The sequence below is a fragment of the Denitrificimonas halotolerans genome (genome assembly GCF_034259425.1).
GTDB lineage: Bacteria > Pseudomonadota > Gammaproteobacteria > Pseudomonadales > Pseudomonadaceae > Denitrificimonas > Denitrificimonas halotolerans.
On sequence record NZ_JAXIVU010000005.1, the window covers coordinates 1 to 16,780 of the forward strand.

The 16,780-nt window shown below is 44.7% G+C and carries 16 protein-coding genes; 10 read left to right on the forward strand and 6 right to left on the reverse strand.

What is annotated here, in order from left to right; genetic code table 11:
• Both TOI97_RS05225 and htpG read left to right on the forward strand, forming a co-directional pair.
• Window positions 1–87 (forward strand): integrase core domain-containing protein (locus tag TOI97_RS05225; protein ID WP_286594322.1); only part of this gene is annotated, 87 nt, incomplete at its 5' end.
• Between the two features lie 154 nt (window positions 88–241).
• Window positions 242–2,140: a molecular chaperone HtpG gene (htpG, locus tag TOI97_RS05230; RefSeq protein WP_321553072.1), complete on the forward strand. Its 1,899-nt coding sequence runs from the start codon at window positions 242–244 to the stop codon at window positions 2,138–2,140.
• Window positions 2,141–2,251: 111 nt separating this feature from the next.
• Here htpG and TOI97_RS05235 read toward each other — a convergent pair whose 3' ends face one another.
• From TOI97_RS05235 to TOI97_RS05260, 6 genes are all read right to left on the reverse strand, one after another.
• Window positions 2,252–2,689 (reverse strand): OsmC family protein, encoded by a 438-nt coding sequence (locus tag TOI97_RS05235; protein WP_321553073.1) that lies wholly within the window; start codon window positions 2,687–2,689, stop codon window positions 2,252–2,254.
• A gap of 146 nt (window positions 2,690–2,835) precedes the next feature.
• Window positions 2,836–3,555, reverse strand: a complete 720-nt coding sequence (locus TOI97_RS05240; RefSeq protein WP_321553074.1) for a DUF3108 domain-containing protein — start codon at window positions 3,553–3,555, stop codon at window positions 2,836–2,838.
• Window positions 3,556–3,569: 14 nt separating this feature from the next.
• Entirely contained in the window at window positions 3,570–4,223 is a 654-nt protein-coding gene (gene purN / locus TOI97_RS05245) for a phosphoribosylglycinamide formyltransferase (RefSeq protein ID WP_321553075.1), read from the reverse strand.
• The gene (gene purM, locus TOI97_RS05250; protein WP_321553076.1) at window positions 4,223–5,284 is read right to left on the reverse strand and encodes a phosphoribosylformylglycinamidine cyclo-ligase; all 1,062 of its coding nucleotides are present in this window, start codon (window positions 5,282–5,284) and stop codon (window positions 4,223–4,225) included. Before purM ends, purN begins: the two co-directional genes overlap by 1 nt.
• A gap of 173 nt (window positions 5,285–5,457) precedes the next feature.
• Window positions 5,458–5,874: a DNA polymerase III subunit chi gene (locus tag TOI97_RS05255; RefSeq protein ID WP_321553077.1), complete on the reverse strand. Its 417-nt coding sequence runs from the start codon at window positions 5,872–5,874 to the stop codon at window positions 5,458–5,460.
• Entirely contained in the window at window positions 5,871–7,355 is a 1,485-nt protein-coding gene (locus TOI97_RS05260; RefSeq protein WP_321553078.1) for a leucyl aminopeptidase, read from the reverse strand. Before TOI97_RS05260 ends, TOI97_RS05255 begins: the two co-directional genes overlap by 4 nt.
• 138 nt (window positions 7,356–7,493) lie before the next feature.
• Here TOI97_RS05260 and lptF point away from each other — a divergent pair, with 138 nt between their 5' ends.
• From lptF to mazG, 8 genes are all read left to right on the forward strand, one after another.
• Window positions 7,494–8,624, forward strand: coding sequence for an LPS export ABC transporter permease LptF (gene lptF / locus TOI97_RS05265; protein WP_321553079.1), 1,131 nt, complete (start codon window positions 7,494–7,496; stop codon window positions 8,622–8,624).
• The gene (gene lptG, locus TOI97_RS05270; protein ID WP_321553080.1) at window positions 8,617–9,678 is read left to right on the forward strand and encodes an LPS export ABC transporter permease LptG; all 1,062 of its coding nucleotides are present in this window, start codon (window positions 8,617–8,619) and stop codon (window positions 9,676–9,678) included. Before lptF ends, lptG begins: the two co-directional genes overlap by 8 nt.
• An 87-nt stretch (window positions 9,679–9,765) precedes the next feature.
• Window positions 9,766–10,869 carry a cell division protein ZapE gene (zapE, locus tag TOI97_RS05275; protein WP_321553081.1) on the forward strand — a complete coding sequence of 368 codons (1,104 nt, stop codon included), beginning with the start codon at window positions 9,766–9,768 and terminating at the stop codon, window positions 10,867–10,869.
• Between the two features lie 170 nt (window positions 10,870–11,039).
• A complete protein-coding gene (locus tag TOI97_RS05280; RefSeq protein WP_321553082.1) occupies window positions 11,040–12,167 on the forward strand; it encodes a DUF2066 domain-containing protein in 1,128 nt (375 codons plus the stop codon).
• A gap of 17 nt (window positions 12,168–12,184) precedes the next feature.
• A complete protein-coding gene (locus TOI97_RS05285; protein ID WP_321553083.1) occupies window positions 12,185–13,324 on the forward strand; it encodes an AI-2E family transporter in 1,140 nt (379 codons plus the stop codon).
• A complete protein-coding gene (gene hda / locus TOI97_RS05290; protein ID WP_321553084.1) occupies window positions 13,321–14,025 on the forward strand; it encodes a DnaA regulatory inactivator Hda in 705 nt (234 codons plus the stop codon). The genes TOI97_RS05285 and hda overlap by 4 nt, the downstream gene beginning before the upstream one ends.
• 59 nt (window positions 14,026–14,084) lie before the next feature.
• A complete protein-coding gene (gene msbA / locus TOI97_RS05295) occupies window positions 14,085–15,899 on the forward strand; it encodes a lipid A export permease/ATP-binding protein MsbA (RefSeq protein WP_321553085.1) in 1,815 nt (604 codons plus the stop codon).
• Window positions 15,896–16,735 carry a nucleoside triphosphate pyrophosphohydrolase gene (gene mazG, locus TOI97_RS05300; RefSeq protein WP_321553086.1) on the forward strand — a complete coding sequence of 280 codons (840 nt, stop codon included), beginning with the start codon at window positions 15,896–15,898 and terminating at the stop codon, window positions 16,733–16,735. The genes msbA and mazG overlap by 4 nt, the downstream gene beginning before the upstream one ends.
• The last annotated feature ends 45 nt before the right edge of the window (window positions 16,736–16,780 follow it).

Genomic DNA, 16,780 nt, shown 5'->3' on the forward strand with positions numbered 1-16,780 from the left:
ACACAATGGCTTTGGACGTACAACAACGAACGCCCTCACACTGCTATCGGAGGAGTACCGCCAAGGCAGTTATTACAGGCAGCTTAAATTCTACAAATGAGCACTGTGGAAAATGGGGGGAGTACAGCTGCGGTGATTTGAATATATCATCAGGAGTTGTAATTTTAAGAGTAACCCCCATATCTGATACAGCGCCGGCATCAAGCATGGCTTGTTTTAGAGAATATGGAGTTAACCAAGAATGGCTGTTGAGACACAAAAAGAAACATTAGGTTTCCAGACAGAAGTTAAACAACTACTGCACTTGATGATCCACTCACTCTATTCAAATAAAGAGATTTTTCTACGTGAGTTGATTTCTAACGCATCCGATGCGGCTGACAAAATCCGCTTTGAGGCCTTATCTAATCCTGAGTTGTTAGAAGGTGATGCTGAATTAAAAATTCGCATTAGTTTCGATAAAGATGCCAACACTTTAACCATTGAAGATAATGCTATTGGTATGAGTCGTGATGAAGTGGTTAATCATCTCGGTACCATTGCTAAATCGGGTACGGCTGAATTTTTTAAAAATTTATCTGGTGATGCTAAAAAAGATTCTCAGCTCATTGGACAGTTTGGTGTGGGGTTCTATTCTGCGTTTATTGTTGCAGATCAGGTTGAGGTTTTCACTCGTCGTGCTGGCGCACCAGCTGCTGAAGGAGTGCTCTGGCGCTCAAAGGGGGAAGGTGAGTTTGAAATTTCTACCATTGAAAAGCCCGAGCGTGGTAGTCGAATTGTTCTGCATTTGAAGGAAGGTGAAAGCGAGTTTGCTGACGGCTTTCGTTTGCGTAATATTATTAAAAAATACTCAGACCATGTTGGTTTGCCGATCGAGTTACCTAAAGAAGGGGCTAGTGAGGAGGATGCTGCAGAAATTGAGTGGGAAGTGGTTAACCGAGCTAGCGCTTTGTGGACGCGTCCCCGTACAGAAGTTAAAGATGAGGAGTATCAAGAGTTTTATAAGCATGTTGCCCATGACTTTGAAGACGCTTTGACCTGGAGTCACAATAAAGTTGAAGGCCGCTTAGAGTACACCTCGCTGCTTTATGTCCCGACTCGTGCCCCTTTTGATTTATATCAGCGTGAAGCACCGCGCGGTTTAAAACTGTATGTGCAGCGCGTATTTATTATGGATCAGGCAGATGAGTTTTTGCCACTGTACCTACGTTTTGTAAAAGGTATTGTGGATTCTAATGATCTATCTCTCAACGTTTCCCGTGAGATTTTGCAAAAAGATCCAGTGATCGACAGCATGAAGTCGGCATTGACTAAGCGTGTGTTAGACATGCTAGAGAAAATGGCGAAAAATGAGCCAGAAAAATACCAGACTTTCTGGGAAGCTTTTGGGCAGGTGCTAAAAGAGGGGCCGGCAGAAGACTTCTCTAATAAGGAGAAAGTGGCGGGGCTGTTGCGTTTTGCTTCAACATTAGCCGGTAATGATAAGCAAATAGTAGGCTTAGCTGATTATATTGAGCGTATGAAGGATGGCCAGGACAAGATTTACTATCTGACCGGTGAAAGTTACGATCAGGTTAAGAATAGCCCGCACTTAGAAGTTTTCCGCAAGAAAGGCATTGAGGTGCTATTGTTAACTGATCGTATTGATGAGTGGCTGATGAGCTATTTAACTGAGTTTGATGGTAAAAACTTTGTTGATGTGGCTCGAGGGGATCTAGATTTAGGTGCGCTTGATAGCGAAGAAGATAAAAAGGCGCAAGATGAAGTTGCTAAGAGCAAAGAGGCTTTGGTTGAACGCCTGAAAACCGTATTAGGTGATCAGGTTGCTGATGTTCGTGTTTCGCACCGTTTAACAGATTCGCCTGCTATTTTGGCTATTGGTGAGCAGGATTTAGGTTTGCAAATGCGCCAAATTCTTGAAGCCAGTGGTCAGAAAGTGCCTGAGTCTAAACCTGTTTTTGAGATCAATCCTGAACATAGTTTGGTTGAAAAACTGGATGCGGAAAAGGATGAGCAGCGTTTTAAAGATTTGTCTATGATCTTGTTTGACCAAGCTGCTTTGGCTGCAGGTGATAGTCTGAAAGACCCAGCCGCTTATGTGCAGCGTTTGAATAAGCTATTGGTTGAGCTCAGCAGCTAAGAATAGCTGCAAAGTCTATAAAAGACCATACTTATGAACTAACCCCAAAAAGTTTGACTCACTTTTTGGGGTTTTTTATGTATTGGTTAACTTAAATAAATTAAGGGCAGGCTATTTATCCAGTACAGCCACAACCTTTGTTGAATTGATTAAGTTGTCGGCTACAGGGCAGCGTTTTTCAATTTTCTCTAAGAAGGCTTGTTTGTCGGCGTCATCTAAGTCAGCATCAATTTTTACTTTTAAACGTACTTCTTGGAAGCCTGCGCGTGCGGTGGTTTCGCGACCTAACAGGCAGTCTGGGTCGTAATCGGCTTCTACGTCAAAACTCATACCGCGCAAATCGATTTTTTCTTGAAAAGCGATGATGCGTCCTAAGCTTCCAACACAGCCGGCATAAGCCGCAAGAATCAATTCCGGTGGTGCAGGGCCACGGTCTGCACCGCCTGCATTTTTGGGTTGATCCATATACACCTTGTGCTCACCGCACATTATTTCAATGGTCATACCAGCGCCCATTTCGCCTGTGGCGCGTAAAGTTTTTATAGCCATGATTGTTACTTCCTTAAAAGTCAAATAGAGCAAACTGATAAAAAGAAAGTATACTATATTTATGTATATAAGCGTGGTGAAATGTGCTGACAGAGTGCGTAGTATTTAAGAGGCCTGCCTAGAAAGGCAGGCTGTGTTGTAAAGTGCTAGTTGCTACCCTGAACGGCTTTATTATTAACAGTGCCATTTTCAAGCATGATTTGATATTCTTTTCCATCCTTTTCAACTTGTTGCAAGCGAACTAATAAATAATCCCAGTCCTTGGCAAACCATAAAATAGTGATGCGCTTGCTTTGGGTTGGGTCACGAACACGCTCTACTTTTATGGCATCGACGCTTCCTACCATGGTTTCTACAGTTTCTTCACCTAGGACGCGGAAATCGTAAGTATCAAGTTCGTCACCATCTAGTACCTGATAAGACATGCTAGTTTTGCCGTCAGCTACATCGCGTTGTAAGGCCAGTTGGTATGAGGACTTGTCTTGCACTCCGGCCAATAAAGTAGCTTCAAGAGGCTTGCCGCGATCGTTACCAGTTACACGCTTAGTTTGCCAATCAAAATCTTGTTTGATTTTTTTAGACTTACCCATACCTTTACGTGAGTAACGGTATTTTTGTGGTTGAATGTCATTGTTCACAAGAGTCAGCCAACTAGTTTCATTCAAGCCAGCAACCAACATTGAGGCTGAAAAGTCCAGCTTCCAAGTGCCGTCCTCCTGCTGTTTTAAACTGCGCTCAGCCTTGCCGCTAAAAGGAAGTTGTTTCCAGTCCGCTGTATAGCTGGCGGAGAAAGGTTTTAGCTCAGTAGCCATAAGGCTTGCAGGTAATAGAACTGCAGCTAAAGTCAAAAGTATTGCGCGGCGCATGGTTGCTAAGTCTCCTAAGGTTGGAACTGATAACCACTATTGGCTAAAGGTTGTTGGTCAAGTAGAGCGCCTTGTTCGCTGAGTTGCAAGCGACCATCAGCAAACCAACGTACTGCCAGGGGGTATATTTGATGCTCTAGAGCATGCACGCGTTGTGCGAGTTGCTCTGCTGTATCATTGCTTTGAATGGGTAGCGCTGCTTGTATGACTACTGGGCCACCATCGAGTTCCTCTGTAACAAAGTGCACGCTGCAGCCATGTTGATGGTCACCGGCATCAATAGCACGTTGATGGGTATTGAGCCCTTTGTGTTTAGGAAGCAGTGAAGGGTGGATATTGAGCAGGCGGTGTGCGTAATGGCGGGTGAACTCAGGCGTTAATATACGCATAAACCCTGCAAGTACTACTAGGTCAGGTTGATGTTGGTCGATGACTTGCATTAAGGCTGTGTCGAAGGCTAAGCGATCTGCAAAGTCTTTGTGGTTTAACACATGTCGGGTAATGCCTGCTTTTTCAGCGCGAATTAGGCCGTAAGCATCAGCTCGATTGCTGACTACAGCACAAATATGTGCTTTAGGGTGGCCGGCTAAGTCATCGATAATGGCTTGTAGGTTGCTGCCTGATCCGGAGATCAGGACAACAATATTGCAAGTTTTTGAGTCTGTCATTAATGGTTTTTTAGGTTGTTAAGAATGATGCGTTCAGCACTTTCAGTAGCTGTTTGAATATGGCCGATTACCCAAGGCTGTTCACCGGATGCTTTCAGGTTGTCTAACACTTTATCTTGTTGCTCGGCTGCAACACAGATCACCATACCAACGCCGCAGTTTAGGACGCGGTGCATTTCAATTTCATTTACATTGCCTTGCTCTTGCAGCCAGTCAAACACAGCAGGGCGCGTCCAACTTGCTACATCAATCACTGCTTGTGAGTTGGCAGGCAAAACACGTGGTAGGTTTTCAATTAAGCCACCGCCGGTGATGTGTGACATAGCCTTAACGGCACCGGTTTCTTTAATCAGTTTCAGTAGAGGCTTAACGTAAACACGTGTTGGAGCCATTAGGAGGTCGCTTAGAGGTTTGTCGCCGAGTTGAGTGTTTTGAATGTCGATATCGGCAATTTCAATGATTTTACGAATTAGAGAATAACCATTAGAGTGTGGGCCTGAAGAGGGTAGGGCTATAAGCACATCGCCAGCTGCAACTTTAGAACCATCGATGATGTCGGATTTTTCCACGACCCCTACACAGAAACCTGCTAGGTCGTAATCTTCACCATTGTACATTCCTGGCATTTCGGCAGTTTCACCACCAACTAAAGCACAACCTGCCAGTTCACAACCTTCACCAATACCAGTTACAACCTGTGCAGCGATATCAACATTGAGCTTACCTGTGGCGTAATAATCCAAAAAGAACAGTGGCTCAGCTCCGCTTACGACTAAGTCGTTCACGCACATGGCAACTAAGTCGATACCAATTTTTTCATGCTTATTTAGATCAATCGCCAAGCGTAGTTTTGTGCCGACACCATCGGTGCCTGAAACCAGTACTGGTTGACGGTAACCTTCGGGGATCTCACATAAAGCACCAAAGCCACCAAGGCCGCCTAGCACTTCAGGGCGAGCGGTGCGTTTAGCAACGCCTTTAATGCGTTCAACGAGTGCTTCACCAGCGTCGATATCTACACCAGCGTCCTTGTAGCTTAAAGAGGTTTTGTTGTTGCTCATGAATTGGGCCTTTAGCGAAGTATGCGAAAAATACGTTTAATCTGGTGATTTTAACAGGCTTCACGGCAAGCGGCCATCATCGGATCAGTAAACTCAGCGATTAGCGGAAGAAAAGAGCACTTACTGTATTTGAGATGCAGTAAAGAGTGCTTTGAGAGGGCTATAAGTTGAGGTTAGAGTTCAACACGTGCAGGTTTGTAGCCTTGTTTGCGATAATTGACAAAGTTATGTCGGCTGATGTTCAGTTGCTCAGGATCTTGATTTACAATTTCAATGACTCGATTAAAACAGTCCAAGTGGGAAGAGATTTTGGGGTGTAAATTAATCAGTACACAAGGGGTGTGCTGTGGTCGCTCATCAATAGCCAGTATGACAGGGGCGTGGCAGTGATCGGAGTAGAGAGCGTGTGGAATGAAGCTTGGGCGACGAAAGGTCCAGAGCATTTCATCTAATTGCGCCTGTTGTTTTGTATCAGCACAACGAATAAAGGTAGTAAAACCTGCATGCCATGCTTTATGTGCCAAACGGCAGGCCGCATTTAAGCGGTCTGCCGTTTGGGTCGTAGGGAGAACGTAAAATTCTACTCTCACTGCACTTGGTCCAGTAGATATTGGCTCAATAGCGGAACTGGGCGACCTGTTGCGCCTTTTTCTTTACCACCGCTGATCCAAGCAGTACCTGCGATATCCAAGTGTGCCCAAGGATAAGCTTTAGTAAAGCGTGATAAGAAACAACCAGCAGTAATAGTTCCTGCCTTGGGGCCACCAATGTTTGCAATATCAGCAAAAGGGCTGTCTAGTTGTTCTTGGTAGTCATCAAATAGAGGTAGCTCCCAGGCTGCATCGCTAGCTTGCTTGCCGGCACTTAATAAGCGCTCAATCAATTCTGGGTTGTTACCCATAAGGCCGCTGGTATTGCTACCGAGCGCAACGATGCAGGCGCCGGTTAAAGTGGCTATGTTAATCACCGCTTGAGGGTTAAAGCGTTCTACATAAGTAAGAGCATCGCACAAAACTAAACGACCTTCAGCGTCAGTGTTAAGGATCTCTACTGTTTGTCCGCTCATGGTGGTGACAATGTCGCCTGGTCGTGTAGCTCCGCCGCTCGGCATATTTTCTGCGCAGGTTAAAACACCGATTACATTGATTGGTAGTTCGAGATCAAGTACTGTTTTCAATGTGCCGAGAACACTGGCAGCCCCCCCCATGTCGTATTTCATTTCATCCATACCAGCCCCCGGCTTCAGGCTGATACCACCGGAATCAAAAGTAATACCCTTGCCGACTAAAACATAAGGTTGTTCGTTATCTTGACCACCTTGGTAACTCATCACGATTAAGCGAGGAGGTTGATCGCTACCTTGAGCTACAGCAAGTAGGGCGCCGGCACCGAGTTCTTTAAGCTGCTCTTCCTCAAGTACTTCAACTGTGAGCTTGTTGTTGGCTGCCAGTTCTTTAGCTTGTTCAGCAAGGTAGCGAGGGTTGCAGATATTTGGCGGCATATTGCCTAAGTCGCGAGTAAAAGCCATGCCGGTGGCAATGGCTTTGCCTTCTTTGCAGGCTTTAGTGACGGCAGTTTCCTGGTCTGGGTTGCACATCAAAATGATTTGAGCAAGCTTGGGAGTTGGTGCTTTTTCGCTTTTAAATTGATCAAATACGTAAAGCCCATCGGCAAGGCATTCGGTGACTAAACGAGCACTGGCATAAGCGTCACGGTCTTGAAATTGCAGGTCTGTAAAAGCTAAAGCTGCATCTTTAATAGACAGTGCTTTGAAAATATTTAGAATGGCAGTGACTGTTTTACGCGCGTTGCGGTCAGAGAGTTTATCCTCTTTGCCAATACCGACCAGTAGAACGCGTTGAGCTTTGAGGTTAGCAAGGTTGTGTAACAGTAAAGTTTGACCGAGTTTACCTTGGATATCACCTGCTTTAAGGTGAGCACTGATTAGTCCGCCACATAGTTTATCGATGAGTTGGCCTTGGCTATCAAGTTGTAGTGCTTCGTTAACGGTTAATACTAGTACACTAGTTTCTAGTGTTTCTATAGAACTGGATTTGACTAAAAAGTCCATGCTCAATGATCCTCAAGACAAAAATGAATAGATGCAGGATAATACTGTTGGTTTACATCGGCGTGTAGGTACACTGCCACAATTTGTATGACTAGTGTGAGCCGCGTTGGGCGGTTTTGACAAGCTTGGAGCCTTTACTTGATAGTTTTTCGTTATCTTTCTCGCGAAGTTTTACTGACTTTTAGTGCGGTTAGTGCGGTTCTACTTGTGATTATTATGAGTGGACGCTTCATTAAATATTTAGCCCAAGCTGCGCAAGGTATCCTTGATCCTGGGGTTTTGCTCATGATTATGGGCTACCGTATTCCAGGGTTTTTACAGTTAATTTTACCTTTGGGGTTATTTTTAGGCATTTTGCTAGCATACGGGCGTTTGTACTTGGAAAGTGAAATGACAGTCCTGACGGCGACTGGTATGAGCGAACAACGGTTGTTATCTTACACCTTGGCACCTGCGTTGCTGATTGCAATTGTATGTGCGTGGCTCAGTTTTTTTCTAACCCCACAAGGTGTGCAAAGTGTTGCACAAATTCTTAATGAACAGGATGCCTTAACGGAGTTTGACACCTTGGTGCCGGGGCGTTTTCAGTCTTTACGAGATGGTTCACGGGTAACTTACTCGCAAGAGTTATCCAGTGGGCGTGATGAACTACGTAACGTGTTTATTTCTGAAAAACGTGATGCAGGGCACTCTCAAGTCAATACAAAGGATGAAGGAATCACTGTTTTGGTGGCTAAAACAGGCCGCCAACAAATACAAGAAGATGGCAGTCGTTATTTGATACTGCAAGACGGCTACCGTTACGATGGCACTCCTGGGGAGGCTGATTATCGGGTGGTTCATTATGACACCTACGGTGTTTTGTTACCCAAGCCATCTGTTGAAGTAAAAGTTGGTGACCGTGAAGGGTTGTCCACTGCTGAATTGATAGGACATGCTGATCCGAAAATGCAATCAGAGTTGCAGTGGCGCTTATCTATTCCGATTTTAGTCCTTATTGTTACTTTAATTGCGGTGCCTTTATCGAAAGTGAACCCGCGGCAAGGACGCTTTCTGAAGCTGCTTCCAGCAATTTTACTCTATATGACTTACTTGGCTTTGCTGGTGGCAGCGCGTAGCGCACTAGATAAGGGGCGAATTCCCGCTGGGTTGGGTTTGTGGCCTGTACATGCTGTGTTTTTGCTCATCGGCCTGCTGCTAGTGTATTGGCAGCCGGTACGTTTAAAACTAGCACAACGTCGGGCGAATAAGGAGGCACAACATGCGTAGGCTAGACCGTCATATTGGTAGCACGGTATTTTTAGCTATTGTTGCTGTGCTTGGTGTCATTAGTGCGCTGGCGCTTTTATTTGCATTCATTGATGAACTCAATGATGTCGAGGGTGCTTATACATTATGGGATGCGGCCAGTTATGTCGGCTTTACTGCACCGCAACGCATTTATGAGATGCTGCCTATGGCTGCATTGATTGGTTGCTTGGTGGGGTTAGGTGCTTTGGCCAGCAATAGTGAGCTTACAGTGATGCGCGCCGCGGGTGTTTCTATTCGGCGAATTGTCTGGGCAGTAATGAAACCTATGTTGGTACTGATGGTATTAGGTGTTTTAGTTGGAGAGTATCTAGCGCCTTGGGCATCCAGTGCTGGGGAGGCAAATCGATCACTGGTGCAGTCAGTAGGTAAAGCGCAAAGTTCTAAGCGCGGCTTATGGCATCGCCAAGGGAGTGAGTACATTCACGTTAATACGGTGCAGCCAGGCGGTAAATTGATCGGTGTAACTCGCTATGTGATTGACGATGAGCAGCGCCTACTGCAATCCAGCTTTGCTCGAGAAGGTCTTTATCAGAACGATCATTGGTTATTGGAAGATATTGTTTATACCGATTTACAGGCTCGTAGTAGTTCTGTTCGTCAGGCTCAGAGTGAACGTTGGGATGTGGAGATTACGCCAGATTTGCTCAATACGGTAGTGATGGATCCTGATACTTTGCCGATCAGTGGTTTATGGCAATATGCTAATTATTTAGGTGAGCAGGGGCTCAATGCGAGCCGTTATTGGCTAGCTTTTTGGGTGAAGGTATTGCAGCCGCTGGTTACCGCAGCGCTTGTACTGTTGGCGATTTCTTTTGTGTTTGGGCCGTTGCGTTCAGTCACTTTAGGGCAGCGAGTATTCACTGGTGTATTAGTAGGCTTTATTTTTCGCATTGCCCAAGATTTACTGGGGCCAGCGAGTGTTGTGTTTGGTTTTGCACCAATTCTAGCAGTGGTTTTGCCTGCTTTGATTTGTGCAGGATTAGGGTTTTGGCTATTACGCCGAGCGGGTTAATACTTTAAATATCGCTGAGAAGATTGCCAATTGTAGAGCGCATGGTTAAAGTGTTGCCCCGTTTTATTTGTCGGGTCGACAGTTATTATGACACCTCTTGAACGTTATCAGAAAGATTTACAGCGCCCGGATTTTTTCCGGGATGCCGCACAAGAAAATGCCGTACGCCATTTGCAGCGTCTTTATGATGATCTGACCAAGGAAGCGCCAAGTACAAATAGTAATGGCTTGTTGGGTCGTTTGCTGGGCAAGAAGACGCCGCAAAAGCCTATCAAAGGGTTGTACTTTTGGGGGGGCGTGGGTCGCGGTAAAACCTACTTGGTAGACACGTTTTTTGATGCTTTGCCCTTTGAGCAAAAAATGCGTACCCACTTCCACCGCTTTATGAAGCGAGTGCACGAAGAGCTTCGCAGTCTTGATGGTGAAAAAAATCCTCTTGTGATCGTTGCTGAACGATTTGCAAAAGAAGCACGAGTGATCTGTTTTGATGAGTTTTTTGTCACAGATATCACGGATGCCATGATTTTAGGAGGTCTTTTTGAAGAGCTCTTTAAAAATGGTGTTTGTTTAGTGGCTACCTCCAATATTGTTCCAGATGGTCTGTATAAGGATGGTTTGCAGCGTGCACGCTTCTTGCCGGCCATTGCGTTGCTTAAAGAGCACACAGAAGTAGTGAATGTTGATAGTGGTATTGACTATCGTTTGCGTGCTTTAGAACAAGCAGAACTTTATCATTACCCGCTCAGTACAGAAGTAGAGCAGGCGCTAGATAAAAGCTTCCATAGTCTTTTGTTGGAGAACTGTAAGGTACTCGAAAACGAAGAAATTTCAGTTGAGAACCGCACCATTGTTGCTCGTAAAATTGGTAACGATGTTGCTTGGTTTGATTTTCGTGCACTTTGTGACGGACCGCGCAGCCAAAATGACTACATTGAGTTGGGTAAAATTTACAGTACCGTGATTTTGTCAAATGTTGAGCAAATGGATGTGAGTAAGGAAGATGTTGCACGCCGTTTTGTAAACTTAGTGGATGAGTTTTATGACCGAAACGTTAAGTTGATTATATCTGCAGAGGTCCCGCTTAAAGACTTATATGTAGGTAATCGATTGCAGTTTGAGTTTCAGCGCACGTTAAGTCGCTTATTGGAAATGCAATCGCACGAATTTTTAGCACGACCACATAAGTCTTAATGAGCTGTATTTGCATCTGTTAAGTGATTAAGCAGGCATGAAGCGAGCGCTTCAGTTCGACTAGCTTGCGATAATCAGAAAAATGCTAACAATACGCATCGGTACTTAAGTTTACACAGTCAAATAAGGCGATATTTTACCTTAGTATGAGTGATGACGCGTAAGCTGTTTTGAAAGAGTCGTACAGTGCACCTGTTGAAGAATCGGTTGCTGTAATGACATCGGCTGTTTATGGTAAGCGACTTGCTCAGCTCAAACGTTCAGAGAGAATCAATATGCGATTTTTTACAGGTATTGTTGCCGTTTTAATATCTTGCATTGCGGCTACTGCTTATGCTAGCTCAGATGCGGCCTTGTACCAGGTACGTGAAGAGCTGGAAAGCCAGGAAAGTACAGTGCGTGATGCAGGTCTGCGAGCGTCTTTTACCACTTTGATGCAACGCTTAACAGGTAAGGCAGAAACAGCTCAAGCTGCGCAACTGGCACAATATGCGGCTAATCCCCAGCCGCTGATTACGCATTATGACTATGATGGCAATACTTTAATTGTAAATTACGATCCACCTACGGTGCGCTCGGTATTGCGAGAGACCGCTTTACCAGTATGGGCTACAAGTCGCATTGCTTCGCTAGTCTGGTGGCAGGTGGATGATGTGCAAGGCTTACGCTTGATCAGCGGTGCGCATGATGCAGCACATCAGTTGCAGAGTGCTGCTCAACATCATGGTGTACCTGTACGGTTTCCGCTTGGGGATTTAAATGAACAGCTTTTAATCAGTGCTGATGTATTAACAGATCATGCGGATGTGCGCGCTTTAGCAGAGCGTTACGGTACAGATGCATTGGTGATTGTTATGGCTCAGCAAGCTGGTGATCAGCTGCATGCGCAATGGCAACTGTGGCTGGGTAATAAACAGCAGCAAGGCGAGGTCAGTGCGGCAACGTCAGAGGAGTTGGCGCGTAGTGTATTTGCTCAAGTTAATCAGAATCTGGTGAAGCGTTTTGCCACTAAGCCTGGAGAGGGTGAGGAGTTTAGGGTGCGTGTAACTGGTCTTAATCTTGAGCGCTTTGCTTTAGTTGAACGTTTGCTCGAACCTTTTGCAGCCCAGTTGCAAAAGGTTACGCCTGAGTATACGCAATGGGCCGTGCGTAGCACTGCTGAGCAGTTAAAAATACAGTTGGCATTGGCAGAGTTACAGGAGGTGCAAGCACCACTCAAGAGTCGTCAGCAGGGAGGGGAGTTAGGCGTGGAGCAGACCAGTAGTGATAGTGCACAAATGCTCTATTTTAGTTGGTGATTTTGAGGGATAGCGGCATGCCACAGAACCTTAAAAGTTGGTTGCTCTTAGGTGTGCTAGGATTGACTTTACTCACTTTTTACCAACTTATTCCTATTTTGTCGCCATTTTTAGTCAGTATATTGTTGGCTTACATGGGCGATCCTGTTGTTGACTTATTAGAGCGCTACAAGCTCTCTCGAACCTGGGGTGTTATCTTAGTCTTTTTGTTGATTAGTCTTATTCTTCTGCTTTTGCTTTTAGTCTTGATCCCCATGGTGGGACGTCAATTGGTTAGCTTGTATGCTTTGACGCCGCAGTTGATCGATTGGTTGCAGGTTACGGCCTTGCCTTGGGTGCAGTTACAGCTTGGGGTTGATACGAGTGCAGGTGGTTTGGAAGATCTTAAGCAGATGCTCAGTGAGAATTTAGGTAAAACTACTGGTATCGCGCAGTCTTTACTCAGCAAATTTACTGCTTCGAGTATGGCATTTTTAGGCATGTTGGCTAACTTATTTTTAATCCCTGTAGTGACATTCTATTTGCTGCGTGATTGGGATATTTTAGTTGGCAAGCTGCGCCGCTTATTGCCTAGGAGTAAAGAAGCGCTTACCGTTCACTTGGTTGGTGAGTGCCATGAAGTGCTCGGTGCTTTTATGCGTGGACAGCTTTTGGTCATGTTGGCTTTAGGTATTGTGTATGCTGTTGGTTTGATGCTGTTAGGGTTGGAGCTAGGTTTATTGATTGGTTTGCTAGCAGGTCTTGCGAGCTTGGTGCCTTATATGGGCTTCATTGTAGGTATTGGTGCCGCTTTAATTGCAGGAGTATTTCAGTTTGGTTTGGATCCTTATATTTTAATTGGCATTATTAGTGTCTTTGGAATTGGTCAAGCTTTAGAAAGTATGCTGTTGACTCCATTGTTAGTAGGTGATCGTATCGGGCTGCACCCGGTTGCAGTTATTTTTGCAATTTTAGCTGGCGGGCAGCTTTTTGGTTTTACTGGTGTACTGCTGGCGTTACCTGTAGCTGCCGTTATTATGGTTTTGCTCAGATATCTGCATGGGCAATACAAAGAATCAAATATATATGGGCAGTTCAGTACGGATTGCGCATCTATAAGTCCTAAAGAGGTTAAACAGGCTAACGCCTGTACTGAACCTATAAATGAGTCCACATGAAACCGACCCAATTATCGCTGAGTATGCGTTTGCGTGATGATGCAACCTTTGCCAACTTTTATCCTGGAGCCAATGCGGTCACAGTAGGTTATGTTGAGCATGCTTGTGAAGCTGAAGATCAATGGATGGATAGCGTACTCTATCTTTGGGGGCCTCCGGGAGTGGGGCGAAGTCACTTGTTGCAAGCAGCTTGTTTGCGTGTTGAGGAGCGTGGTGGACGTGCTTTATATTTGCCTTTAGGTGAGCTTTCTCAATATGGGCCGCAATTGTTGGACAACGTTGAATTTTGTGACTTAGTTTGCTTGGATGATATTCAAGCGGTCATGGGGCAAGCCCATTGGGAAGAGGCTCTTTTTCATGCGTTCAACCGCTTACGAGACTCTGGTCGGCAACTGCTAATTGCTGCAGATGCAGCACCGCGTAAATTATCAGTTAAGCTGCCAGATCTTCAATCCCGCTTAAGTTTAGCTTTAGTTTTCCAACTGCACGAGCTGAGTGATGACGATAAATTACGGGCCTTACAATTACGTGCATCTAGGCGTGGATTACGATTATCAGACGACGTGGGGCGTTTTTTATTGGCGCGTTCTGTGCGCAGTATGACGGTGCTTTTTGATACTCTAGAGCAGTTGGATCATGCGTCTTTACAAGCGCAGCGCAAGTTGACGATACCTTTTCTAAAAGAAGCTTTGGGTTGGTAGCCACACATCGGCTGTATAACTGTTAAAAACACACCTCCCATCATTGAGAAACAGTATTCATGAGCAAAGAACAACAGCAGAGCAGTACAACCTCTGGGGTTAAAATATATTTTCGTCTACTAGGTTACATTAAACCTTATATTGGTATGTTTATTATCAGTATTGTCGGTTTTTTAATCTTCGCATCAACCTCCCCAATGCTAGGGTATGTATTAAAGTATTTTGTTGATGGCTTAGCCAATCCTGAGGCAGTTTTATTCCCTAATGTACCTTGGCTTGCAGATGTGCGTTTGTTACAAGCTGTACCCTTACTGATCATCCTAATTGCTTTGTGGCAAGGTATCGGGTCATTTTTAGGTAATTTTTACTTAGCTAAAGTTTCGCTTGGGTTGGTGCATGATTTGCGGGTACAGCTCTTTAATAATTTGCTAACTTTGCCTAACCGTTATTTTGATAGTCATAACTCGGGGCATTTAATTTCCCGTATTACTTATAACGTGACTATGGTCACTGGTGCTGCTACAGATGCAGTAAAGGTGATTGTGCGTGAAGGGATGACCGTTGTATTTTTGTTTGCCACTTTGCTCTGGATGAACTGGAAGCTGACCTTAGTGATGTTAGCTATTTTGCCGATTATCGCTTTGATGGTAAACAGCACAAGCAAAAAATTTCGTAAACAAAGTAAAAAAATTCAAGTGGCTATGGGAGATGTTACACATGTGGCGTCGGAGACTATTCAAAGCTATCGTGTGGTCCGTAGCTTTGGTGGTGAGCCGTATGAGCGTGAACGCTTTTATGAGTCCAGTGATAATAACACTAAACGTCAGTTGCGCATGGTGAAAACAAATGCGGTCTATACGCCATCATTGCAGTTGGTAATTTATTCAGCTATGTCAGTATTGCTGTTTTTAGTTTTGCTTTTGCGGGGAGATTCTTCACCGGGTGATTTAGTAGCTTATATTACTTTAGCTGGTTTATTACCTAAGCCTATTCGCCAGTTGTCTGAAGTCAGTTCCACGATTCAAAAAGGAGTGGCTGGTGCAGAAAGTATTTTTGAACAGTTGGATGAAGCACCTGAAAAAGACACAGGAACTATAGAGTTGGAAAAGGTGGAGGGAAAGCTTGAAGTACGTCACTTGAGCTTCACTTACCCAGGTGCTGATGAGGCCGTTTTAAAGGATATTAGCTTTACTGCAGAAAAAGGTCAGATGATCGCTTTAGTGGGACGTTCTGGAAGTGGTAAGTCTACACTTGCTAACTTGATCCCTCGATTTTATGAGCACCAGCAAGGTGAGATTTTATTAGATGGGATTGAGGTTAAAGAATTTACTTTAACCAACCTGCGCCGTCATATGGCGCTAGTTACTCAGCAGGTATCATTATTTAATGACACTGTAGCGAAAAATATTGCTTATGGTGACTTAGCAGATGCCTCGTTGGAAGAGATTAAAGCAGCGGCAGAGGCAGCCTATGCAGCAGAATTTATTGAACGCATGCCACAAGTCTATGAGACAGAAGTAGGTGAAAATGGTGTGTTGTTATCTGGTGGCCAACGTCAGCGCTTAGCTATAGCTAGAGCATTATTAAAAGATGCACCATTATTGATCTTAGATGAAGCTACATCAGCATTGGATACGGAGTCTGAACGCCATATCCAGGCTGCATTAGATCATGCAGTGCAAGGTCGCACCACCTTAGTGATAGCCCACCGTTTATCCACCATTGAAAAGGCTGACTTGATTTTGGTGATGGATCAGGGGCGTATTGTTGAGCGGGGTACGCATAAAGAGCTGCTCATACAAAATGGCTATTATAGCAACCTACATGCAACTCAGTTTGAAGATGATGCGTCTATAGATGAGGTGGAAGTATGAGCGAATTTGATGCCTATCAACTCCAAGACTTACTCTACCTAATGACGCGTTTACGTGATCCAGAAAGTGGCTGCCCATGGGATTTACAGCAAGATTTCACCAGTATAGTGCCTCACACTTTAGAGGAGACTTATGAGGTGGCTGATGCCATTGAGCGCGAAGATTTTGCTCATTTGCCCAGTGAGCTAGGGGATTTGTTATTTCAAGTAGTGTATTACAGTCAGTTGGGACATGAGCAACAGATGTTTGATTTCTCTACGGTGGTGCATAGCATTACTGAGAAATTAATTCGCCGCCATCCACATGTGTTTCCTGAGGGGACACTCTATGGTGCTCGTGAAACTACTGCTGTTGAAGCTGAGCAAGTTAAAGAACGTTGGGAAGAAATTAAGCAGCGTGAGCGTGCTGCATCAGCAGAACCTGAGCAAACTATCAGTGTGTTAGATGACATTCCGCTACAGCTACCAGCGCTTAGCCGAGCTCTGAAAATCCAAAAGCGGGCTTCTACTGTTGGATTTGATTGGGGTGATTTAGCACCGGTACTTGATAAAATTGATGAAGAGTTATTGGAAGTACGTGAAGCTGTTGCTAGTGGTGATTTCGCAGCAGTGAGTGAAGAGTTAGGAGATCTGCTTTTTGCTACAGTTAATGTGGCTCGCCATTTACATATTGACCCTGAGACAGCATTGCGTGCGGCCAATCAAAAATTTTCCCAACGTTTTAAATATGTTGAGCAGCAGGCCCAAGCACAAGGTCTAGCTATGGATGATTGTAGTGAAGCACAATTAGATGCTTTATGGAGTTTAGCTAAACAGACGTTAAATAAGCCGCGTTAGCCGGCTGTACGAGCTGTATTTTTAAAATCATTAAACATGGGTTTA